Source organism: Treponema sp. HNW (assembly GCF_050320395.1).
In the GTDB taxonomy this organism is placed as follows: Bacteria; Spirochaetota; Spirochaetia; order Treponematales; family Treponemataceae; genus Treponema_C.
The window spans coordinates 1,264,325-1,287,677 of sequence record NZ_CP144459.1 but is presented as its reverse complement, the minus strand read 5'-3'; the positions used below and the strand labels follow the sequence as shown (position 1 = coordinate 1,287,677).

Sequence of the window (23,353 nt, the reverse complement as noted above, 5' to 3'; positions counted from 1 at the left end):
ATTTAAAGTATAAAGCATAATCGCATAGTCGCAATGGACAAAACACCGCAAAAAGAGTGGATTTTTATACGATTCAGACACAAAAACGGCAAAAATAAAAAAATACGGGACAGATTCTGTATAAAAAGTAACGGATACTTTGGAACCGCTTCCTTATGCAACCCTTGCATAAAATCCTGCAGAACATTAAAATACCTCTATTATGATTGACTATCGTTTTATAAAAGAGCACCTTGAAGCGGTGAAAAAAAATATTGCACAGCGCAATATGCGTGCAAATGCCGATGCCGTTGTTTCCTTGTTTGAAAAACGTACCAAGCTGGTAACCCTTATCCACGGTTTGCAGGAAAAGCGCAATGCAAACGCAAACGCCATGAAGCAAAAATTAAGCGATGAAGAGCGAAAGCGCCTTATCGAAGAAGGTAAAAGCATAAAGGATTCGATAGCTTCTTCTCAAGCCGAATTAAATCAAACCGAAGAAGAGCTTGAAACCGAAGGATCAAAAATTCCGAACATGGCCCACCCCGATGCTCCCGTCGGCAATGTCGATTCGGATAATCTTCAGGTTAAGGTATGGGGAAAGCCGACCGAATTTGCTTTTACGCCCAAAGACCATATTCAAATCGGCCAAGACCTCGATTTAATCGATTTTGACAAGGCGACAAAGGTTTCGGGAAGCAAGTTTTATTATCTTAAAAACGAAGCCGTTTTTTTGGAACAGGCCCTTGTCCTCTATGCATTAAACACCCTGCGCAAACACGGCTTTACCCCCTTTATAACCCCGGACGTCGCCCGCGAAGAGATTCTTTCGGGCATCGGCTTTAATCCGCGCGGTAACGAATCGAACGTATATACCCTTGAAGGTGAAAATTCCTGCCTGATAGCGACGGCCGAAATCACCTTGGGCGGCTACCATTGCGACGAAATTCTTCCCAAAGACAAGCTTCCCCTTATGTACTGCGGTCTTTCACACTGCTTCCGCCGGGAAGCGGGTGCCGCAGGGCAATTCTCAAAGGGCTTGTACCGCGTACATCAGTTTACCAAGGTTGAAATGTTTGTATATTGCCTTCCCGAGCAGTCGGATGCAATACACGAAAAACTGCGCCTCATTGAAGAAGAAATATTTGAAGGCCTGGGCATTCCATTCCGCGTCGTCGATACCTGTACCGGAGATTTGGGAGCCCCCGCATACCGCAAATGGGACATTGAAGCGTGGATGCCCGGGCGCAACGGCGGTGAATGGGGAGAAGTAACGTCCACGTCAAACTGTACCGATTATCAATCAAGACGCTTAAACGTCCGCTATAAAGACGATGACGGAAAAAATAAGTACGTCCACATGCTGAACGGAACCGCAGTTGCGGTTTCACGCGCCCTCGTTGCGATTTTGGAAAACTTTCAAAATGAAGACGGTTCGGTTACGGTACCCGAAGTATTGCGCCCCATCTGCGGGTTCGACGTCATCAGGCCTAAAAATGAAAAAGTTTATTAATTTTGCCCGGCCTTCATTTTTGCTGCTCCTCTTTTTGACGATTATCATTGCGGCAGCCGTTTTAAAAGTTGCCGCAAGCATCCTGATTCCGGTTACGATTGCAATGCTTATTTCCCTCGTGTTCGAACCGCTTATTATTATGTTGAATAAAAAATTCAGGATTCCCTGGGTTGTGTGTATCTTTATTGTATTATCGATTGTAATTATGAGCGTATCCTTTATCGCATCTCTTTTACTGACAAGCATCCGCACAATCGTCGATTTATACCCGAAATATGAAAACCGCTTTATGCTTATTTACAAAAACATCGCGGACATCTTTGTTTTGCCTTACAATGCTGACGACAGTCTTTTCCAAAATCTGTGGAGTCAGCTCGGTATACGTCAAGCATTGCAAAATTACGCCTTTTCGCTTTCAAACTCGCTTATAACCTTTTTAAAGGATTTAACCCTTGTTACCCTCTTTGCCATCTTTTTTTTGCTCGATTTGCGATATTTACGCAGACGTCTTGAGTTTGCTTTTGAAGGAGAAAACAAGGGGAAAATTACGGTTATGATTACCGATATCATTCAGCAGGTTACCCGCTATATGTCGGTAAAATTTTTTATTTCGCTTTTAACCGGTCTCATCGTTTTGGCCGGTACCCTTGCCGTAGGCATGGACTTTCCCGTTTTATGGGGCTTTCTCGCTTTTATTTTGAATTTTATTCCGAACTTCGGTTCGATTATTTCGGGCGTACTCACTTCGGTATTCGCCCTCGTACAGTTTTGGCCCCGTCCTGCACCGGTTGTCTTTGTCGCAGTTCTTATGCTCAGCGTCAACTTTATCCTCGGCAATTTTCTTGAACCCAGAATTCAGGGCCGCAATTTGGGCTTATCCCCCTTTGTGATTATAGTTTCTCTATCGTTTTGGGGCTGGCTGTGGGGCTTTACGGGCTTACTTGTCGGCGTTCCGATGATGGTTATTCTTAAAATCATCTGCGAAAACGTATCGATTTTACATCCCGTATCGATTTTGATGGGAAATTCAACCGGTGAAAATACGGAAATACGGCCTGCAGAACAGTCGACTGCAGAGCCGCTGCCGGCTGCGGAGGACAATGGACCGCCGCCCTGTCAAGATGAACCCTAAACAGGAACATATGGGTATGAAGAAATACATACTTGCCCACGACATAGGTACCAGCGGAACAAAGGCCGTGCTTTTCGACACGCAAACACTGTGCGTTACGGGAGATTGTACTGAATCCTATCCCACATTGTATCCCGAAAACGGTTTTGCCGAACACAATCCCGAACAATGGTGGAAGGCCGTATGCACGGCAACGAAAAAACTTCTCGAACAAACAAAGGTAAAAGCGGAGCAAATAGCTGCCATTTCTTTTTCAGCAATTATGAATACCTGTTTGCCCGTAGATAAGGACGGGAAGGCTTTGCGAAATGCCATTATTTGGGCAGACCAGCGCGGAGAATCCGAACTGCCGAAGCTGTATGCCGCAGCTGATGAAAATGCTTTTTACGACATCACCGGCCACCGCATAAACTGTACATACGCAATTGCAAAAATGCTGTGGCTCAAAGAGCATGAAAGCGAAGTTTTTAAAAAAACATATAAATTCCTTCAGGCAAAAGACTTTATTATTCATAAAATGACGGGAAGTTTTATAACGGATTATTCCGATGCATCCCATGTCGGCATATTGAACATGCGTACTAAGCAATATGAAAGCTCTCTTTTAAAAGATTTGAACCTTTCGGAAAGTTTAATGCCCGAAATAAAAAAATCCGTCGATGAGGCAGGCCGTTTAAGTACAGAAGCTGCACGCGAGTGCGGCTTAATATCGGGAATTCCCGTTATTACCGGAGGCGGAGACGGCAGCTGTGCAACCGCAGGAGCGGGAGTATATGAACCGGGCATGGCATACAATGTACTGGGCACCTCATCATGGAACGGAACCTTAAGTAAAACAATCATCCATGACCCTGAAAAAGTTTGTTTTTCTCTTATGCATCTTGACGGCATACACTATATGCCCCTGGGAACCATGCAAAGCGCGGGGCATTCTTTGGAATGGCTTATGAACAATCTTTTTCCGGATTTTGAAGCAAATAAAACAGCCCGTTTTACTGAAATAAATAAACAAATAGATGAATTATTAAAAAGCGGTATACGTACAAATCTCATTTATCTACCCTATCTTATGGGTGAACGCAGCCCCTGGTGGAATCCCGATGCCAGAGGAGCCTTTATCGGCTTACATCCGGAAGCAGGCCGTGCCAAAATGATACAAGCCTGTATGGAAGGTGTCGCCTTTAATCTGAAAATCATCTTGGATTCATTGGAAAAAAATCTGGGGCCGCTGTCGATGATTCTTATCGGAGGAGGCGCACGGAACCGAACATGGATCGATATAATCGCGTCGATATGGGAAAAAGAAATTAAGCTCCCCAAATATTTGCTCCAAGCTACATCCATAGGCGCAGTATTATGTGCGGGAATCGGTTCAAAACTCTTTGATGATTTTTCCGCTGTAAAAAAAATCAATCCTATCGAACATATCGTACAGCCTCACACCGAGCTGCAAAAACACTATCGTACACAGTATAAACTCTTTATACAGGCATATGAAGCCCTTGCGCCCGTATATGCAAAAATATCTTCCGCAAACGCCCTTTAGTATTGAAGCGGATACGGATCAATCAATCAATTTCCCGTCAAATGTGCCAGCTTTTCCGTTACGTCTTGAGCGCTGTTTTGCGTGCGGATAAAAAACACGAGCTCGGTGTCGTCTTGAAGAACCGCATCAACCGCAAGAAGATATTTGTCATATCTTTTTCCGAACAAACCTCGCTTTTCAACCCGATATATGCGGCGGCTTTTGAACACGGCAAAAGAACACATTTGTTCGACAGGCGGCTTGCCGTTTGAAGCGGCCCGGAACAAGCCGAGTAAGGGGGACTCGCTGGGATGCGCATAAAAATATAAATCATTTTCGCCGATTATAAGCAAGCCCCATAAGCCCGACTGTTTTTGTACCGGCTTGAGTTTTAACAGGGCAAATACTTCATCTTCCGCTTCAAGGCACACCATTTCAACCGATATAACCTTATCATGGAAGCGTTCACCCATTTCATTAAAAAATTCTTCGCGCGCCTGCGCATCGGATGTTCTTTTCATAATATGAGTATAACAAATAGTACTGCTTATTTATAGAGGGTTTTATAGAATTTTTCATACAAAAAACGGCAGTCTTCCTCTTTTATATTTGAAAACATACACACCGCACAGACGGAACCTGCGGTATTTTTATATATTTTTGAAACAGCCATTTTGATTTTTAAAATACGGAAGATGCGCGCTTGTGCAATTCGTATATGTATCATATATTCATTTCCTTTAATCAGAGGAAAAGGCGGAGAAAAACCGCCGGAGTCTTGAATAACCGCCCCGCCTAAGATAATCAAAGAATGTGTAAGACATAAAACCGAAAGCGGTTCTGCCCTGCCCCTCACTGCACCCGTATTTTTTTGTATTTCGCCTAAAAATCGGCATACGGGAAGCAAAAAAAGTCTTTCTTCCACATCGGAAGGAGCGGTCATAGGCCGATGTGATTTAAAAGCGAGAATCGTATGTACAGACTCCGTTTCCGATAAGGCAAGAGGAATATATACGTCGTATTCGGCATCTTCAAGTTCACGCTCGGTTTCCGCAAATTCCGTGTCGCTTAAGTCGTCGGCGGTAACGGAAACCGGATAGGGGAAAAAATTGCGGCCGGGAATCTTTTTTCCGGGAATATATAAGATTCGTTTTGTTTTATCGACTATTTGCCGGCAAAGAGGAGAAAGAGGAACGGATTTTAAAGAAGCCGCAGTCCGCAAAAAGGGAGCAGACAAAACAGCTTCTTCTTTTGAAAAGCCGAGCCAGAGGCGGTTGTCAAAAATATCATAACCCTTTTTAAGATTACATTCGGCCCGTACGCCGGATATGCCCGGTACATATATTTTTGCACTGACCGAACCGACACCTTCAGCGGAATCCGGGGTTTTAAATACTTTTTGAGGCAAAACAAAGGCAAAACCGTTTTTTACGGGTTGTAAGGGGCCTGAAAAATATACGCCTCTTCCCTTATAAAAAAAAACAACATAGACAACCGGAAGTTCAGCCAGTTTTTGCAATACCGGTGTAAGGGGCAAAAGCAAAAAACGTCCCGAAAAAGCAAGGTAGCGGTTTGCTGAAAGATGAAAAATCATCTCTCCCTTATTTTGTATCAGGGATGAACGCAATGTCAGAGGAGGTTTTTCGGCACATAAAAATTCCGCAATTACATCACGGGCAATTCCCGTCAATTCCGCGTTCATTTTTTTGATTCCTCAAAGACGATTTGTTCCACTTTGAACGCAGCCTCGGATGAAGCATCGGCATTATTTTCGCGCACAAGAAAAACCGAAAGGTATAAAAAGCCGGTACGGCTATCGGCTGAGGTCCTCAAGCGAAGCGGAACTTCAATGATGCCCTTTTCATCAATACGGGCCTTTCCGACAATTCCGTCTTGGACATCGGGCAAAAGCTTTAATTCGTATTCATACAGCGGTTTTAGGAACCTGCATTCCGATGCAAAAAAGGCAATATTTAACTCTTTTTTTACACAACCTTCTATCAGATTTTGACACAGTCCGTACGCTTCTTTAGGAATCATACGGGTATCCAAAGAGGTAAAACCTTCGGCTTCAGGATAAATAGGATCGCTGACCGAAATATCCGCAAGAAACAAAGCCGCGGTATTGTCGGCATTTCCCGCCGTCAAACGGACAAAGCGCAAGCCGCTTTCGGCATTTTTGCGGTCCGTCTCTTTGTCAAAAACCCAATCGATATTTTCAGCGGCCTGTAATGCGGAAGTACGAAGCGTCCGGGTATTGTATACGTCATAGGGCACTTCGGCTTGAGGCTTGCAGGAGAAAAACACGGGTATATATAACATGCAGGCGGCAAACACAAAAAAAACGCGCATGATTTTTTTTCGGCATACCATTTGTAAAGTATAGCGGTTTTTGTTTTTTTATGCTACAATTCGGCCGAAGGACAACAATTTTAACTGCGGAGAAAATTATGGCACTCACCTTGGCGGAAAAAATCATACAGGCGCACTTGGTACATGAAGCCTGTGCGGAAACGGAATTTAAAACGGGAGTCCCGATAAAGGCCGGAACGCATATTGCAATAAAAATCGATCAAACCTTAACACAGGACGCAACCGGCACAATGGCATATTTACAATTTGAAGCTATCGGCGTCCCGCGTATCAAAACGGAATTGTCCGTTTCGTATATCGACCATAATACCCTGCAAACCGATTTTAAGAACATGGATGATCACCGTTATTTACAAAGCGTTGCGGCAAAATACGGACTTTGGTTTTCGCGGGCCGGAAACGGCATTTGTCATCAAGTGCATTTGGAAAAGTTCGGTGTCCCCGGCAAAACTCTTTTGGGCTCCGATTCTCATACTCCGACGGCGGGAGGCTTGGGTATGCTTGCCATAGGTGCCGGAGGCTTGGATGTCGCAGTCGCAATGGCAGGCGGCGCCTTTCATCTTGCCATGCCGAAAATCATAGGCGTACACCTTAGCGGAAAACTCAAAGCCGGAGTGAGCGCAAAGGATATTATTTTGGAAGTTTTAAGCCGCGAAACCGTTAAGGGTGGAGTCGGTGCAGTCTACGAATACTTCGGAGGCGGACTGTCCTGCTTGACCGTACCTCAGCGTGCTACGATTACGAATATGGGAGCGGAACTCGGAGCAACCTCAAGCCTTTTTCCCTCGGATGAATCGACCAAGCGCTATTTGGAAGCGATGGGCCGTTCCGCGATGTGGAAGCCCCTGAGTGCCGATGAAGGAGCGGCTTACGATAAAATACTGGAAATAAACCTTTCAAACCTTTCGTCGCTGGCAGCCTGTCCTCATTCCCCCGATGCGGTAAAACCCGTTTCATCTTTAGCCGGCATGCCCGTACAGCAGGTCGTTATCGGCTCATGTACAAACTCTTCTCTCGACGATTTGGCTGCGGTTGCTTCAATCGTACGCGGCAAACGCATTGCAGAAGGTGTTGAAGCGGGCATCGCACCGGGAAGCCGCAATACCCTTTTGATGGCATCAAAGGCGGGTATTTTGGAAGATTTAATCGATGCGGGCTTCCGTATTTTGGAAAGCGCATGCGGCCCCTGTATAGGACAAGGCTTTGCCCCCTCTTCGGGTGCCGTAAGTTTACGAACCTTTAACCGCAACTTTCCCGGAAGAAGCGGTACTGCGGATGCGGGCGTATATTTGGTATCTCCGGAAACGGCCGCGGCCGCAGCCTTGACGGGAGTCATCACCGAACCGGAAAAATCGGATATTTCTGTCGGCGAAGGCTCTCTCCTGTACGGAACCGTGCCCGAAAACGGTACCGATAATGCAGCTTACAAACTGAGCGCCGACACCGTCAGGCAAACCGCTTTGAACGAAAACATGTTTATTCCGCCGCTTGATGCGGAAAAAGCCGCAGAGGTTGAAATAATACGCGGCCCCAATATCAAAGAATGCCCCCAAGCTCGCGCAAGTGCAAAAAATCTGTGTATTCCGGTTATCCTCAAAGCCGGAGACAATATATCCACCGATGAAATTTTACCGGCCGGAGCTAAAATGCTTCCCCTGCGTTCAAATATACCCGAAATCGCAAAATATACCCTGGAACGCGTCGATCCGGGATTTTATGCACATGCGATGGCCGCTTGCGAAGACGGTAAAGACGGTTCGGCCGTAGTCGGAGGCGAAAACTACGGTCAGGGCTCTTCACGTGAACACGCGGCCCTTGCCCCCATGTATTTGGGAGTACGCCTTGTATTGGCGCGTTCTTTTGCCCGCATACACCGTGCAAACCTTATAAACTGCGGTATTCTTCCCCTTATTTTTAAAAACCCGGAAGATTACGATAAAATCGGCGAAAACAATGTGCTGCACTTAAAAGACATAGATATTTCCCTGCAGACGGGTAAGCCCTTTACAATACTGTGTACGGACGGCGAAGGACGCGAACTGTTTAGCTTTGAGGCGCTTAACGATTTTGATGAGCGAACCCGCAGAATTCTGACTGCAGGAGGTTTAAGCGTATATACGCGAAACGGCGGTCAATAAGAGAACGAACTTATCCGCCCGAATTCGAAAAATGCATATTGCAAATAATGGAGAATTGATATACTATGTACTGTAGATAATCCTAAAAGGCGGAGCATATGAACATCCACAACATTCTTGAAGATCAGGTTATTTTATGCGTGAATAAAACATTCGAAAACCTCAAAGAAGTAAAACCGGCGTGGTTTACCTGCGACTGTGAGCAATGCCGGCTTGATACCGCCGCCTATGTGTTAAACAGACTTCCGCCCAAATACATTGTATCCGGAAGGGGCTTAACACACGTACTGTCGCAAAACGATTCACAAACAACGATAGACATAGATGCCCTTATCATGGAAGGTGTCAAAAAGATATTAAAAAATGCACGCCCCTTTCATGCAGGCGAATCGAAGGATAAGATAAAAAATGCCGGACCGGTATTCAATTTTCCGTTTTTTATCGGAAAAGTATGTAACGGTTTGACATTTGAACCCGTAAGCAATGCCGTCATTACACTGAGCAAAGACGGGATTCCGTGTGAAATGATCGATTACACATGGCAAAATCCCACAACCTTAACCCATCATACAAAGGGCAAATATACCTTTTGGGTAAAGCCGGAACCCGCTCAAAGTCCCGATGAAACAAAATGCTTTCATTTTAAGATTGAAATCACAGCCGAAGGCTTTGAAAAAAACATATATACGTTCGACGTTCCGGTTACCAGCGCTCAATATGCCGTTTATGAGCCGAGTACCGTCGATTCGGTCAAAATAGAAAATTTGTATTTATTTGAAGCCGACAATGACTGACATACAATAACCCCAAGGAAGTACAAAATCCATGAATACACGATTCTCAAAACGGGATACCCTCGTTATCGCTCTTATTTTATTTTCAATGTTTTTCGGTGCAGGCAATTTGATTTTTCCGCCCATGGTCGGAAAGCTTGCCGGTACGAATATGCTCATTGCCATGCTCTTTTTCGGAATAACTGCCGTTTTTCTTCCCGTTTTGGGAATGATGGCGGTTGCAAAAACACGCGGTCTTCCGGTTCTCGGAGAGCGTGTCGGGAAAAAATTCGCCGTTTTTTTTACCGTTGTAATTTACATGTCGATAGGACCCTTTCTTGCCATTCCCCGTGCCGGGAGCGTTCCCTTTGAAATGGCAATAGCCCCTTATCTGCCGCAGGGATTTTCGGGCCCCCTGGCCCTTTTTATGTACACGCTCGTATTTTTTGCCGCATCGGGCATTATCAGTATTGCAGACGATAAGAGTATGCAAAATATTATGGGCAATATCCTCACCCCCGCCCTGCTTATAATGCTTTTAGCCCTTTTTATCGGCTCTCTTTTTAACGATATGGGCGCCTATGCTTCTCCGATGGAAGATTACGCCGTGCAGCCGATGATAAAAGGCTTTATAGACGGATATTTAACGATGGACACCCTTGCCGCCCTCAATTTCGGTTTGGTAATAACCTTGGCAATTGAAGCACACGGAGTCCGGGACGATAAAAAGATTTTGGGTATAAATATACAAATCAGCTTATTGGCCGGGGCTATCCTCTTTTTGATTTACCTTATGCTCGCCGATATCGGTGCAAAAAGCGCAATCCTTTTTCCCGATACAACAAACGGGGCACAGATTCTCGTCCATGTATCCCGTATGTTTTTCGGCAAATTCGGCGCGGTTATTCTGGCCCTGATTTTTACCCTTGCCTGCCTTACAACCTGTGTCGGCTTATTGATTTCAATCAGTCACTATTTTGAAACGCTTATTCCGCGCATAAAATACCGAAGCTGGGTTATTATCTGGACTGTGGTAAGCCTCGTCTTTGCAAACATAGGTCTTGACGGAATCCTTAAATACAATATTCCCGTTTTAACCGCAATTTATCCGGTATCGATTATGCTGATTGTATTGGCGCTGTGCGAAAAATTTGCGGGAACGGGGGCTTTTATATACCGCTGCGTTATTTATTCAACGGCGCTTATAAGCCTTGTCAATGCCCTCGATCAGGCCGGTCTCAAGCTTCCCGTCCTTACCGGTCTTGCCGAAAAGCTTCCGCTGTATCAAAACGGACTCGGCTGGCTTCTTCCCGCAATCGCGGTTTTTGTTGTAAGCGGTATTATAGACAATATCGGCCGCAAAAAAAGCGCTTGACAGCTGCTTAGACGCTTAACAGCGGCTTAAAGCCTCGACAAAAAAATTAGCCGTCTAAAAGCAAAGGCTCTTAGGCGGCTTTTTTTATAAGAGTTTCGACTATAAAGATCTCACGATATTTGCAACGCAAAGGGCTATAATACCGGCTTCCGTTATATTAAAAAGAATATTAACCGCCCGTGTGCTTGCATGCAGTTTTAAATGCGTGCCCAAAAAACCGCCTGCAACACCGCAGGCAATCATATAAGGCGCCATACTCAAATCATAGGGCGCAAAACCGGTAGTTAAAAGAACGGAAGCCAATTTCGCTATTTGCGCAAAAAAAATCGTCGTAAGGCTTGCAAAGGCCGCCGTTTTTATTTCAAACGAAAAGACATAAATAAAAAGGGCCACATTGATAGGCCCGCCGCCTATACCCAAAAACGAGGAAATAAAACCGAGGACAAAGCCGGAAAGTATATAGGCCGGTGCGGAAGAAAAGCCGTGTTTTTTGATTTTGTCGGCAAAAAGCATGTAGATAAAAACGGCAACCATGAGAATCAAAAGGCAGATATTTTGAATAAAGATAACCGCATCGTTGTTATTGACGGCTTTACGCACCCATTCATAGGCAAATTGTCCCGCTATACCGCCTGCAACCGAGCCGGCACTCAAGATAAGCAGACGGGAAATCGATACCGGAACGCGGCCCGAGGCCCGCTGTGCGCGGTAATCCTTGGCAAGAGAAACCGAAGACATAAAAAATACGGTAAGACTGCTTAGAAGACCGATTGAAGCCGAAGAATAATGGCCCAAAAAGTCCATAGCGGGCTTCATAATAACGCCGCCGCCCATACCGCTTAAAGAGCCGATGGTTGTAGCGCCCAATGCCAACAACGCATATATAACTATATTCATAATCGGAACGACAGGATTCGAACCTGCGACATTCTGCTCCCAAAGCAGACGCGCTACCAACTGCGCTACGTTCCGCAGTTTTTATGTACTATCATGCTATGTTATGCACGATTTTTAATACTGTAATTCCTTTTATTTAGAATAAAATAGCTTTCGGGTCCGGAGGGACTCGAACCCCCTACCTGCTGCTTAGAAGGCAGCTGCTCTATCCGGATGAGCTACGAACCCTTATCAATTCGGTAAGTATATCAAAAAAACAAACCGATGTAAAGCGCTTATTCAACATTGCGGCTTTGCTCTCGGATATTTTCGAGGGCGTCCTTCGCTTCGATAACGCTTTGACCGATTTTTAAAATCTGATTTTTCGAGCCGATTGTATTGATTTCGCGGTTTAATTCCTGACAGATAAAGTCGATTTTTTTTCCGGGCGCTTCGTTATGCTCTATTTCGGCCTTTAAAGCTTCGATATGGCTTAAAAGGCGCACAACCTCTTCGTTAATCGTATATTTTACGAGCATGGCCGCAGTTTCGCTCATAATGCGCTGTTCGTCGGCCTTATCGCCCAAAAGCTCGTTAAAACGTTTTACAAGGCTTTGTTTAAAAATCTCTTCCATCTCCGGAACGCTTTGCTCGAACAGGCGGGCGCAGTTTTCAAGCTTTGCAAGCTGGGACAGTATATCGCGCTTGAGGTTTACCCCTTCGCGTTCCCTGTCCGCACAAAAATCCTTTAAAGCCCGGGTAAAAACGGGTTCAATCAAAGTGCGGTATGCATCGGTATCATAAGTTTGATTGACCGTCAACACTCCTTCGCGCGAAGCGATTAAACCGACTGAAATATCGGTTTCGCTTAAGCCCGAAGCGTGCGCAATTTTTTTTAAGGCATCGGCATAGCTTTTTGCAGCCTGTAAATCGGTTTCAACCGATATTTCGGGCTGAAAATCCTTTACGCGGATGTATACATCGACCTTACCGCGTACAATATACCGGGCACACAGGGTGCGGATTTCCTGCTCCAAAGCGCCTAAAAACGGGGGCAGGTTGATATTAAAGTCCGCATACCGCGAATTAACCGATTTAATTTCGGCCGAAACAAAGGCTTTTTCCGTGGTGCTTTCGGCATAGGCATAGCCGGTCATACTTTTCATATAATTTTCCTTAACTCTTTTTACGGACATCGGACAGTGTTTCAATCAACAGGCGGCCGAGCTTCCAATTGTCGCCCGCTCCCATTGTAATAAAAAGAATATCGCCGGCCGTTTTTTCGAATCTCCCGCTCAGATAATCGAGGGCATCCGAAGGTTCTTCAAAATAGGAAACTTTTTTATGATTGAGGCGGACTTTTTCGTAGAGGGTTTTACCGCTTACCGAACCGTCATAGGTTTCGCGGGCGGATGCGTAAATCTTATGTAAAATCACTTCATCGGCCGAAGAAAAAGACGAAGCAAAGCCGTCCAAAAGAGAGGCAGTCCTCGTATAGGTATGAGACATAAAATCGACGATAATATACCTATCGGGATAAAAAGAGCGCAAGCCCGCTATAGTGGTTTTTAAAGCCGTCGGATGGTGGGCGTAATCGTCCATAATCAAAATATGTTTACCGAGTTTTGAATAAAGGCTGCCGATTATTTCGCTTCGTCTTTTTGCGCCCGTAAAAGATGCATAGCCGGCCGCCAGTTTTTCACTTAAAGCTTTTTTTTCAGCGTTTGAAAGCGCGCCGGTCTGTCCGGTATTTTCCGCATAAAGGGAAAGGGTCAAGGCGCAGGCTGCCCCCGCATTCAATACCGTGTGCTTTCCCGGAATACGAATGTAAAACTCTTTATCGAATAAGGAGAGGGAAAAATACTGCCTTCCCTCTTCGGTTTTTCCCAAAGAAAGGCGGTAAGCACCTTCAGCGTTAAAACCGTAGGGCGTATACACAATATCGCCTCTCTTTTGTTTTACGATGGAAACGGTTTGGCATGCACCCGGATCGTCTGCGCAGTAAATCAATTCTCCGCCTTCGGGCAATAAAAGACAGTAATCGACAAAGGCGCCGCGTATACTTTCGTAGGTGGGATAATAATCCTGATGGTCGCTTTCCACACCCGTTAAAATAATTTTTTTCGGGCAAAAGGACATAAAATGACGCCGGTATTCGCAGGTTTCGGCCACAAAAAAGCGGCTTCCCCTGTTAAGGGTACAGCTTCCGCCCGCCCCGTTTTCGGCAAAACCGGGGATAATGCTTCCGGCAAGTACCTGTACGGGCAGTTCCAAACTTTTAAGGAGCATACCCGTAATCCCCGTTGTCGTCGTTTTTCCGTGCACTCCGGCAATACCGCAGCTGTAAGAAGCGCGCGACAGGGCGCCGAGGGCTTCGGTATACAAAAGCATCGGGATTCCCGCTTCGGAGGCGGCAATCAATTCGGGATTGACATCGGGTTTATATGCGGAAGAATAGACAAGTAAGTCGATATCGCTTCCGATATTGTCTGATGAAAAGAGGGCCGGCGTAATGCCGAGACGCTCAAGCACCTCGTCAGTATAAAAACGCTCTGCAACATCGCTTCCGCTTATACGGGCGCCGCGGTACCGGCAGATTTCCACAAGGGCCGCCATTCCCGTTCCCTTTATTCCCGTAAAATGGATACGGGTATCGCTTAAATCGCTTTGTAAAAGAAGAGCGATGCCTGCTTCTTTATTCGTATCGGCTTTTTTCGCCTGATTATTTTTAACGGACATTGGCGACAGTATAGCGTAAAAAAGGTGCAAATTCAATAAGGGGGAGAACCCTAAGCATTCACTTCGACAAAAAAATCACACCGCTTGCGAATAAAATAAGCAAAACCGAAAAAAGGGCATACTCTATAATACCTTTTTTTATTTTAAAATTATCCCATACTATGGCTGTAACTTATGGAAACTAAAATATGGTTCACAAATCAACCAAAGATGTTTTGTTCGCTATAATTAAATTAATATTCTTCTCTTTCAACACATTTGCGGCAGTTTCACTTATTCCCCAATCTGTAATAACAGTATCGATTTGATTAATATTTCCGCATGACACAAAGCTGTTTTTTCCTAATTTACTGCTGTCAACCAACAGAATTTTTTCTTTTGATTTTTCCAAAATGCATTTTCGTAACTCGGCTTCAGCAAAGGAGGTACACGAAATACCGTATGCCGGATCTATCCCTGTTGTACTTAAAAAAGCTTTATCAACAAAAAGATCGTGCAACGCGGCAGTGGTTAACATTCCAAGTAAATTTTTATTTGCAATATTATATGTACCGCCTAATATTGTAAGATGTATATTTTCCAAATTATCAAAAAATTGAATATGCGGAATAAAATTGGTTACAATAGTAATTTGAAATGTTATTTGATTGACGAGTTTTGCCAGTTCAAGTAATGTTGTACCTCCATCGAATAACATACTATCCCCGGGAGTTATAAGTTTGAAAGCTTCTTTTGCAATAGCTATTTTTTGAGGTAAATTTTTAACCATTCGTTCATCAAAAGGTCTATCGAGCGATGAATGTGAACGTTCAACGGCGCCTCCGTATGTTCGAGTTATAAATCCATTTTGCTCAAGAATCTTTAAATCTTGACGTATAGTTACTTCCGTTACATTAAATTTTTCCGCCACCTCTTTAACAATAATTTGGCCGTTATTACGAATCATTTCCAAAATTTGATTACGTCTTTCAATATGAAATATACCGGTGTTCAGTTTCATATATTTATTCATACAATGATTATGTCATAAATTTTTAAAAAAAACAATAAATATCAGCAAGACTTTCGAAAAAAAATAATAAGAAAGAAAATAGCCAATATTTTAGTTGCAAAAAGAAAAAAACATGATATAATATGATTATTAATCATAAACTCTTTCGATACGAAAGAACAAGAAGTATTCATAAGGAGGACGATTATGAAAAAATTGGGTATTGCAATGATTATTGCAGTGATTAGTACAGGACTCTTATTTGCCGGAGGTCAAAATGAGAAATCCGTCCGTAAAGCATCAAAAAATTTAAGTATGTATTTTGCATGGACGGAAGATGAAATTCCTACATACTGTCAAGAATTTGAAAAAGATACCGGAATACACATTAATTATGTTAGACTTTCGGCAGGAGAGATGATTACGCGCGTAATCAGTGAAAAAGGGAATCCTCAAGTCAGTATCATCTGCGGCGGCGGTTCGGAAGGATATATAAATGCGGCAAATGAAGGCATATTTGAACCGTATAGGTCGCCGGAATTGGATAATATTCCTGATATTTATTGGGAAAAAGATAATAAATGGGAACCTGTTTGCGTAGCGGTACTCTGTTTTGCTGTGAATACGGAATGGTTTAAAGAACAAAAAATGCAATATCCGACAACATGGGAGGCTCTTCTTAATCCGAAGTTTAAAGATATGGTGATTATGGCACATCCTTCTACATCAGGTGTTTCTTCAAACATCTTGACTTCACTGGTGCAAATGTTAGGCGAAGATAATGCATTCGATTACTTTAAAAAATTAACAAATATTGTTCCCTATTATGCAAAAGCCAGTTCATCGGCACCATCTGCGGTTTCTTTGGGCGAAGCTGCAATTGGTCTCACTGTAGATAGTGATACATTAAAATATCAAAACCAGGGGTATCCAATAGCCATATCATTTCCCGATCCTACATTTGTTGATGTCAACGCAATAGCACTTGTAAAAAACGGACCGGCAGATGAGGTTGAAAATGCAAAAATTTTTATAGACTGGATGCTTTCCCAAAGAGGGCAAAATTGTTTTGAAACTTCAGGATCTTCAAGGATGCCGTTAAACAGAAAAGCAAAGGTAAGTAAAGGTTTGATCCCTCTTCAAGACATAAAAGTATATAACGTCGACCGTGCCGTATCCGGACGGGACAGGAAAAAATTGATTAGCAAATTTATTACGACTATCGATGATGCACAATCTCTAAAATAATTACAATTTTTTGTTAAATATGAGCTGCCGAATTCTCTGACAGCTCATATTTTCTAAAAGGAGGTTTAACTGCATGCCGGCAAATTGCAAGGTAAATGAAGAGAAAAAACTACAATTCGCAGAATTTAGGACACTACTGCGTCAGCCATTACTCGCTGTTTCCATAATAGCGGTACTCTTACTTTTGATAGTTTTTGTATGTTATCCCATGCTCCGAATTATAAAACTAGCATGTACAAATGATTTAAATGAAATAACTTTTGTGAACATAATCAATATATTCAAATCACGAACTTATCTAAAAACTTGTATTAACAGTATTAAGCTTGCTGTTACAGTTTCAATTCTTTCAACCATAATCGGTTATATCTTTGCATTTGCAATAAACAGAACTGAAGTTCCGGGACGTGCTTTCTTTAATACGATAATTCAACTGCCGATTATTTCTCCTCCGTTTATTCTGGCTCTTGCTATTATTTTTCTTTTTGGTCGGCAAGGAATTATCACTAATGGACTGTTAGGCATAAAAGGAAATAACGTGTACGGTTTTAAAAGCCTTGTTTTTATTCAAGTTATTTCTTTTTTCCCTGTAGCATATTTAACACTGACAGGAATTCTGGCTTCAATTGACACATCTGTTGAAGATGCCGCAATGAACATAGGTGCATCACGCTGGTACGTTTTTTGGACAGTTACATTTCCTCTTTCAATGCCCGGCGTCATTAGTGCTGTATTACTTACTTTTGTCCAATCATTGGAAGATTTCTCAAATCCTGCCGTAATAGGAGGAAACTATACAACCCTTTCCACAGAAGCATATCGAACAATTACCGGAATGTATGATTTTCACTCCGGGGCAGCATTGGCAGTTGTACTTCTTGCCCCCACAATTACAGCATTTTTATTGCAACGCTACTGGTTAAAAAAGAAGAGCTTTGTTACTATTACGGGGAAAACAACATCTCAAACAAGAAAAATCCACGGAAAAAATACAATACCGTTTTTTATATTTTGTACATTTATATCTGCTGTATTTTTATTATTATACGGAACTGTCTTCGTAGGAGCATTTGCAAAAACATGGGGCATTGATTATACACTCGGAATTACTCACTTCATATACGCATGGAAGTATGCAAAAGAAGCTTTACAAAAATCATTACTTCTTTCTTTAATTGCCGCGCCTCTGACGGGCCTCTTGGGAATTTATATCGCATATTTAACAATACGAAAGCAATTTCCGGGAAAAAGATTTATGCAAATTTCATCCTTACTCACTTTTGCTATCCCGGGTACGGTACTAGGTATTGGATATGTCAGTGCTTTTAATACAGGTTTTATAGTTTTGACGGGGACACCCTATATCCTACTCGCGGCATTTATGTTTAGAAACATCTCGGTAGCAATTGAATCCGGCGTATCTACACTACTTCAGATAGATAAATCAATAGGAGAGGCGTCGACTATTCTGGGAGCAAGTAATGCTACAACATTTAGAAGAATAACATTACCCTTACTGAAATCACCCTTTTTTACAGGAATTGTATTTTCCTTTGTCAGAAGTATGACAGCGGTCAGTACTGTAATTTTCCTTACATCACCCAAATGGCCATTAGCAACTTCAAAAGTATACGGTCTTTTCGATATAAGTAAATACAGCGACGCGGCAGCACTTGTCGTATATATGATTGTTATTATTCTACTGGCAATAGGAATTATCAAGTTTTTGGTAAGCTGGATATTAAAACCGCGGGTTCACAAATTATAAATAAGGGGTAAATTAATGAAAACTCAAGTGTTTAACAGTAAAAGCAGTGATGTTGTTTTAAAAGATATCACAAAGATTTTTCCTGCGTGGCATGGAAAAAAAGATACAATCGCAGTTGATAATATTTCATTACAAATTAATGACGGAGAAATGGTCACGTTACTTGGTCCCTCCGGGTGCGGTAAAACAACAACCTTAAGAATAATCAGCGGTTTTGAATACCCTACAAAAGGAGAACTTTTTATTGGAGGCCGAAATGTCGCTCTTACTCCCCCAAATAAAAGAGATGTATCAATGGTTTTTCAGAGTTATGCATTATTTCCACATCTTTGTGTATGGGAAAATGTCGCATACGGTCTGAAAGTAAAAAAAATTCCAAAATCGGAAATTAAACAAGCGGTTTTACAGATACTTGATTTAATGGAATTAAACGGATTGGAAAACCGTTTCCCGAATCAACTTTCCGGCGGTCAGCAACAAAGAGTCGCATTAGCACGAGCAACCGTAATTCAGCCCAGTGTTCTTTTATTTGATGAACCTCTATCGAATCTTGACGCAAAGCTCCGTGAATATATGCGCAGTGAACTTCGCTCTTTACAAAAACGGTTGGGAATTACGAGTTTATATGTGACGCACGATCAAAGTGAAGCAATGGCTATCTCCGATCGCATTGTCATTATGCGTGACGGGAAAATTGAACAAACAGGAACTCCTCAGGAAATTTACGAACATCCGAACAGCAGATTTATTGCCAATTTTATTGGCCGAGCTAATTTTATTAAAGCTACTGCAATAAAAAGGGAAAAAAATATAGAAACCGTTAGAGTTATGGACAAAGTAATGCATATCCCGATTGAATCACATATAAAAATCAATGACGGTAGTGAGTGTTATATTTCATTTCGGCCTGAGGCAGTAAGATTTACGAATGATTCCTCATATGGCATAAAAGGAATTATTACAAAAGCCGTATATTTCGGATCCAGAATTGAATATGACGGGCGTTTTAATGGAGAAAATATTACAATCGAAATCTCTAATCCGCCTCTATCCCAACGCTACAAGCCGGGTGATACCGTATATATGGAAATCCATAATCAATGCATAAGGGTCTTGGCCGATTAGGAGGTAAAAATTAAATATGAAAAACAAAAAAGAAATACTTTTAAAAACAGAAGGAACATTTCACAAATACTTTCATTACTCACATGTTTCTTTTCTTTTTCCAATTGAAAAAAAATTTGAAGCAATCATTATTAATTTTTCATACAGACCGCTCTTTTTAAAAAAAAATAATTTCTTTTTAATCAAAATGATGAAAGATGCTTTAAAAAACCAAATTTACAGAACAGATGAACCATATGTTTCCAATGTAATCAAAAATGCTATACCCATAAAAAATCAAATTTCAATAGCAGTTAAAGATCCTAACGGTTGGAGAGGAGAACATCATTTCTTTCCGGGCAAGGAACAAATTGTGCTTGGTAAAACTGTAACAACCGACGGTTTTGTTAATACGGAAAATGAAACAGGTATGTATGAATTAGTCTTACACATTTTTGGCATTTATACAGATAAATGTGATTATATACTATCGGTCATAGGAGAAAACTAAGTGATATCCTGGTTAAATGCACAATTACATAATCATACCACACATTCAGACGGTAAAGATACCGTTCAACAAATGGTAGATAAACTAAGCGCCGGAGGTGCACGGATTTTAGCAATTACGGACCATAACGCAGTCAGCGGTATTCCGCCTTTCCTCAAATATTGTAAAGAAAAAGGTATTATCGGGATTAGAGGCAATGAAATTTCTTCATATTATGGGCATGTAGTCGGATTGGGTGTAGAAGACTACCTTGATTGGCGCTACTACCAAATAGATAATCCGGAACAATTATTTGATGATATTCATGCCAAGCACGGTCTTTGCGGCCTTGCACATCCGATTCGGATTGGCTACCCTCTGGTACCGAGCTGTTCATGGCTGTATAACATTCATGATTATTCAAAAATTGATTATTTTGAAATCCTCAATACCGGTGATTGGGCAAGAAGCAGAAATGATATAGTGATTGAATATTGGTTAAAAAAACTTCGAGCCGGTTTTTTGCATTTGGGAGCCGTAAGCGCATTGGATTATCATGCAAGACCGTTTCATGGACATGAATATGTCACATATATAGGAATTGATACATCTGAAACAAATTTGGAACAAGCAGTTATGTCGGCAATAAAATATCAACGAATGATAATCTGTAAAGATAAATTTATAAATATTTATGTATTGGATAAAAATAACAGTATCTACTATCCCGGTGATACTATAAATGATAATAATATGGAACTCTATATTGAACTAGATTCAGATTATAAGCTGCATGAAAAACCGATTATTATTCTTGATGACCAGAATAAAAAAGATATCATATATGATTTTTCGGGGAAAATAAAAATAAAAGAATTTTCGAAATTTTTAGTTGTATCTGTATATAAAAATAATACCGACTTTTCAAACTTATTGGCCATCTCAAATCCATTTAAGAAATAAAAAGTTATACTCTGCACGTTCTTATTACCGGATTTCATTCACATAAAATAGTTTTCAAAAAAGCATAGTTTTTAAGGGAGAACCCTAAGCATTCACTTCGACAAAAAAATCACGCCGCTTGCGAATAAAATAAACAAAACCGAAAAAAAGGCAAACACCAGATATAAAAAAGCAAAGCCCAGAAATTGCAGGGTTTTCAATTTTATGCCGTACCACAAAATTTGCGCCAGACCGGCAACAATAAAAACCAAAAGCGAAGCCGATAAAATGCTTACGGCGTTCAATAAAAACTTTAGGCTTTGTTCCGAAAACCGCTGAATGTTTCCGGCTCCGTAGAAAAAAAAGAGCACGAGCGAAAGCGAAAATAAAAAGAGTATACTCCGGTTCGTTATTTTAAAAAGAAAGGGTTTACGGTTTTTAGGCTTTTTCACTTGCACATCCTTTTATAAGACTATATACTACCGATAGAAATGATTTTAGGCAAGGCAAGGATATGAAAAAAAAATCAATAGCGTCTCTTATTATCATCGTTTTATGTGCGGCAGCCGTATTTGTGATAGGCTGGCTCCCCTTCAGAATCCCGGCAGGAACTTATGCAGTTATGCAGTCGAAGACCGGAGGTGTCTACCCCCGCGTCATCAAATCGGGAGAATTTAACTGGCGCTGGGAAGCCTTACTGCCCACAAATACGGTCATACATGTTTTTAAAAGCATCCCCGTTACAACCGTAAAAACAATTTCGGGTGCTCTTCCCTCCGCCGAGCTGTATGCAAACCTCTTGGAAGGAAAGCCCGATTTTTCATACCGATTTTCGATTAACGTCCATGCACAAATTGCTCCCGAAGCCCTGCCCGCCTATTTTGAAAAAAACGGTTCCCTTTCCCAAGATGAATTGAACGCCTATATCACGGGAGAAACGGAAAATATAGCCCGCGATACGGCCCGTTTTGTTCTCGACAAAGCCTTGGAAAATCCCTCCTTTGTGCTTGAAGCATCCGTTTCCGATGCCGAACTTATACGGGGAATCGATGCCGAAAACCGCTACCCGGGCATACGGATTGCCTCTATTCACATAGATGAACTGCGCATTCCCGACACCGGCTTATACAATGCGGCACAAAGCGCATACAGCGTCTATCAAAAAGCCCTCAAAGAAAAGCTTGAAAAAACCGCCGCTTCTCAATCAACACAGGCGGCCGCCGATTATTTGGAATTGGAACGCTTGTCCCGCCTCGGCCGTATTTTATCCGAATATCCCCTTTTGATTGAGTTTTTATCCGTCAGCAAGGGAAAAAACGTAACCCTTGAACTGCCGCAAAATCCGAAAATCGCAGGAGAAGCCGAGCGCCGATAAAGAGGCCCTCCTATAATTCGGAAAGAGGCCCCTCCCATAGTTCGGCAAGAGGTCCTCTTATAATTCCGATAGAAGATGCAGTCCATGCACTTATGTACAGGGCGTAATCGAGCACGGAAGGGACTGCAATAAAATCGTCGCCTGAAGGATATATGAGAAGCCGGGCATCTTCCCCGTTCGAAAACGTACATACTATTTCACAGGATTTTTCAAAAGAATCCCCAAAAGCCGTATCGGGTTTTACCCCTATTCGTGAGGTACGCGCGGAAAAAAGATTGTGTACCGCTCTCTCAAAATCCTTATCTCCTGCGGCAAAGGTTTTTCGATCGGAAAGTGCCCCTCCTTTGCCGTAAAAGCTGTAGACAATTTTTTGTACATCGTCGGCCGTTTTGCCGCCCCGTGCATAATCCGAAAATAATTTTCCGTCGGCCCACGCAGCCGGCTGTACACTTAAAAAGGCGGATAAATCGCTTTGAGCGGCATAGACTGCAGCCGGCCTTTCATTTATAACCGGACGTATATAGAGGCGGGAAAACGCACGGTTTCCTGCACGGAAAGCTGCGCTTTTTACATAAAAACGTGAAAAAAGCCTCTCATCGCGTAAAAACGAAAAATCGAAAAAAGCATCGTTTGAGGCAAAAAACGGGCTTTTTGGCCCCTTTAGAGCATTACTGTCCGAAATTATATACATGCTGCGAATCTTTCGCGCAGTTTCAATCAGAGAATCGATATGCCGATTATCGGCCGGAAAAAGTATTTTTCGGCCCTGTACGTCGGCGGATTCACCCGTCCAGCCGAACCGCATTTTGCGTAAAACAAGCTCTTTTTGAGCGTTTTCGGGCCTTATACGCACGGAATTTACTTCGTAAGCGTATTTCGGGTTTAAAAGGGCCGTTTTTGTTTCTTTAAGATTTTTACCGTTTTTACGGGCTATGCTTCCGGCAACAGCCGTACACAAAAGCACGACACAGAGTCCGTATAAGATATAAGTAAGCCGCTTTTTTTTATGCAT

At 42.4% G+C, this 23,353-nt stretch carries 21 protein-coding genes and 2 tRNA genes; 12 read left to right on the top strand and 11 right to left on the bottom strand.

The window, feature by feature from the left end:
• Positions 1 to 202: 202 nt before the first annotated feature.
• The 3 genes from serS to V1L52_RS06015 are packed head-to-tail and all read left to right on the top strand — an operon-like array spanning position 203 to position 4,170.
• The gene (serS, locus tag V1L52_RS06025) at positions 203 to 1,492 is read left to right on the top strand and encodes a serine--tRNA ligase (protein WP_428771618.1); all 1,290 of its coding nucleotides are present in this window, start codon (positions 203 to 205) and stop codon (positions 1,490 to 1,492) included.
• Positions 1,476 to 2,624 (top strand): AI-2E family transporter, encoded by a 1,149-nt coding sequence (locus V1L52_RS06020; protein WP_428771616.1) that lies wholly within the window; start codon positions 1,476 to 1,478, stop codon positions 2,622 to 2,624. The genes serS and V1L52_RS06020 overlap by 17 nt, the downstream gene beginning before the upstream one ends.
• A 16-nt stretch (positions 2,625 to 2,640) precedes the next feature.
• A complete protein-coding gene (locus V1L52_RS06015) occupies positions 2,641 to 4,170 on the top strand; it encodes a xylulokinase (protein ID WP_428771614.1) in 1,530 nt (509 codons plus the stop codon).
• Positions 4,171 to 4,196: 26 nt separating this feature from the next.
• On the opposite strand, the gene V1L52_RS06010 is transcribed toward V1L52_RS06015, so the two are convergent.
• The 3 genes from V1L52_RS06010 to V1L52_RS06000 are packed head-to-tail and all read right to left on the bottom strand — an operon-like array spanning position 4,197 to position 6,522.
• A complete protein-coding gene (locus tag V1L52_RS06010) occupies positions 4,197 to 4,670 on the bottom strand; it encodes a hypothetical protein (RefSeq protein ID WP_428771612.1) in 474 nt (157 codons plus the stop codon).
• 26 nt (positions 4,671 to 4,696) lie between these two features.
• Positions 4,697 to 5,851, bottom strand: coding sequence for a hypothetical protein (locus tag V1L52_RS06005; RefSeq protein ID WP_428771610.1), 1,155 nt, complete (start codon positions 5,849 to 5,851; stop codon positions 4,697 to 4,699).
• Positions 5,848 to 6,522: a hypothetical protein gene (locus V1L52_RS06000; RefSeq protein WP_428771608.1), complete on the bottom strand. Its 675-nt coding sequence runs from the start codon at positions 6,520 to 6,522 to the stop codon at positions 5,848 to 5,850. The genes V1L52_RS06005 and V1L52_RS06000 overlap by 4 nt, the downstream gene beginning before the upstream one ends.
• A gap of 77 nt (positions 6,523 to 6,599) precedes the next feature.
• Here V1L52_RS06000 and V1L52_RS05995 point away from each other — a divergent pair, with 77 nt between their 5' ends.
• From V1L52_RS05995 to brnQ, 3 genes are all read left to right on the top strand, one after another.
• The gene (locus V1L52_RS05995) at positions 6,600 to 8,660 is read left to right on the top strand and encodes an aconitate hydratase (protein WP_428771606.1); all 2,061 of its coding nucleotides are present in this window, start codon (positions 6,600 to 6,602) and stop codon (positions 8,658 to 8,660) included.
• 98 nt (positions 8,661 to 8,758) lie between these two features.
• Entirely contained in the window at positions 8,759 to 9,454 is a 696-nt protein-coding gene (locus V1L52_RS05990; RefSeq protein ID WP_428771604.1) for a late competence development ComFB family protein, read from the top strand.
• 31 nt (positions 9,455 to 9,485) lie between these two features.
• Entirely contained in the window at positions 9,486 to 10,808 is a 1,323-nt protein-coding gene (gene brnQ, locus V1L52_RS05985) for a branched-chain amino acid transport system II carrier protein (protein ID WP_428771602.1), read from the top strand.
• Between the two features lie 99 nt (positions 10,809 to 10,907).
• Here brnQ and V1L52_RS05980 read toward each other — a convergent pair whose 3' ends face one another.
• The 6 genes from V1L52_RS05980 to V1L52_RS05955 form a co-directional block, all read right to left on the bottom strand.
• Positions 10,908 to 11,705: a sulfite exporter TauE/SafE family protein gene (locus V1L52_RS05980; RefSeq protein WP_428771600.1), complete on the bottom strand. Its 798-nt coding sequence runs from the start codon at positions 11,703 to 11,705 to the stop codon at positions 10,908 to 10,910.
• Positions 11,706 to 11,707: 2 nt separating this feature from the next.
• A tRNA-Pro gene (locus tag V1L52_RS05975) sits at positions 11,708 to 11,780 on the bottom strand.
• Between the two features lie 79 nt (positions 11,781 to 11,859).
• A tRNA-Arg gene (locus V1L52_RS05970) sits at positions 11,860 to 11,933 on the bottom strand.
• Between the two features lie 47 nt (positions 11,934 to 11,980).
• Positions 11,981 to 12,850, bottom strand: a complete 870-nt coding sequence (locus V1L52_RS05965) for a YicC/YloC family endoribonuclease (RefSeq protein ID WP_428771598.1) — start codon at positions 12,848 to 12,850, stop codon at positions 11,981 to 11,983.
• Positions 12,851 to 12,860: 10 nt separating this feature from the next.
• On the bottom strand, positions 12,861 to 14,423 hold the full coding sequence (murC, locus tag V1L52_RS05960; RefSeq protein ID WP_428771596.1) for a UDP-N-acetylmuramate--L-alanine ligase: 1,563 nt from the start codon (positions 14,421 to 14,423) through the stop codon (positions 12,861 to 12,863).
• Between the two features lie 193 nt (positions 14,424 to 14,616).
• The gene (locus V1L52_RS05955) at positions 14,617 to 15,435 is read right to left on the bottom strand and encodes a DeoR/GlpR family DNA-binding transcription regulator (protein ID WP_428771594.1); all 819 of its coding nucleotides are present in this window, start codon (positions 15,433 to 15,435) and stop codon (positions 14,617 to 14,619) included.
• 186 nt (positions 15,436 to 15,621) lie between these two features.
• Between V1L52_RS05955 and V1L52_RS05950 the strand changes: the two genes are divergently transcribed.
• From V1L52_RS05950 to V1L52_RS05930, 5 genes are all read left to right on the top strand, one after another.
• Entirely contained in the window at positions 15,622 to 16,662 is a 1,041-nt protein-coding gene (locus V1L52_RS05950; RefSeq protein ID WP_428771592.1) for an ABC transporter substrate-binding protein, read from the top strand.
• 73 nt (positions 16,663 to 16,735) lie between these two features.
• The gene (locus tag V1L52_RS05945) at positions 16,736 to 18,430 is read left to right on the top strand and encodes an ABC transporter permease (RefSeq protein WP_428771590.1); all 1,695 of its coding nucleotides are present in this window, start codon (positions 16,736 to 16,738) and stop codon (positions 18,428 to 18,430) included.
• A 15-nt stretch (positions 18,431 to 18,445) separates the two neighbouring features.
• Positions 18,446 to 19,555, top strand: a complete 1,110-nt coding sequence (locus V1L52_RS05940; protein ID WP_428771588.1) for an ABC transporter ATP-binding protein — start codon at positions 18,446 to 18,448, stop codon at positions 19,553 to 19,555.
• Positions 19,556 to 19,571: 16 nt separating this feature from the next.
• Positions 19,572 to 20,045, top strand: a complete 474-nt coding sequence (locus V1L52_RS05935; protein WP_428771586.1) for a hypothetical protein — start codon at positions 19,572 to 19,574, stop codon at positions 20,043 to 20,045.
• The gene (locus V1L52_RS05930) at positions 20,046 to 20,987 is read left to right on the top strand and encodes a CehA/McbA family metallohydrolase (RefSeq protein WP_428771584.1); all 942 of its coding nucleotides are present in this window, start codon (positions 20,046 to 20,048) and stop codon (positions 20,985 to 20,987) included. It begins immediately after the preceding gene.
• 92 nt (positions 20,988 to 21,079) lie between these two features.
• Here V1L52_RS05930 and V1L52_RS05925 read toward each other — a convergent pair whose 3' ends face one another.
• Entirely contained in the window at positions 21,080 to 21,418 is a 339-nt protein-coding gene (locus V1L52_RS05925; RefSeq protein ID WP_428771582.1) for a hypothetical protein, read from the bottom strand.
• A 62-nt stretch (positions 21,419 to 21,480) separates the two neighbouring features.
• On the opposite strand from V1L52_RS05925, the gene V1L52_RS05920 reads away from it, so the two are divergent.
• Entirely contained in the window at positions 21,481 to 22,341 is an 861-nt protein-coding gene (locus V1L52_RS05920) for a hypothetical protein (protein WP_428771580.1), read from the top strand.
• A gap of 10 nt (positions 22,342 to 22,351) precedes the next feature.
• Here V1L52_RS05920 and V1L52_RS05915 read toward each other — a convergent pair whose 3' ends face one another.
• Positions 22,352 to 23,353 (bottom strand): hypothetical protein, encoded by a 1,002-nt coding sequence (locus V1L52_RS05915; RefSeq protein WP_428771578.1) that lies wholly within the window; start codon positions 23,351 to 23,353, stop codon positions 22,352 to 22,354.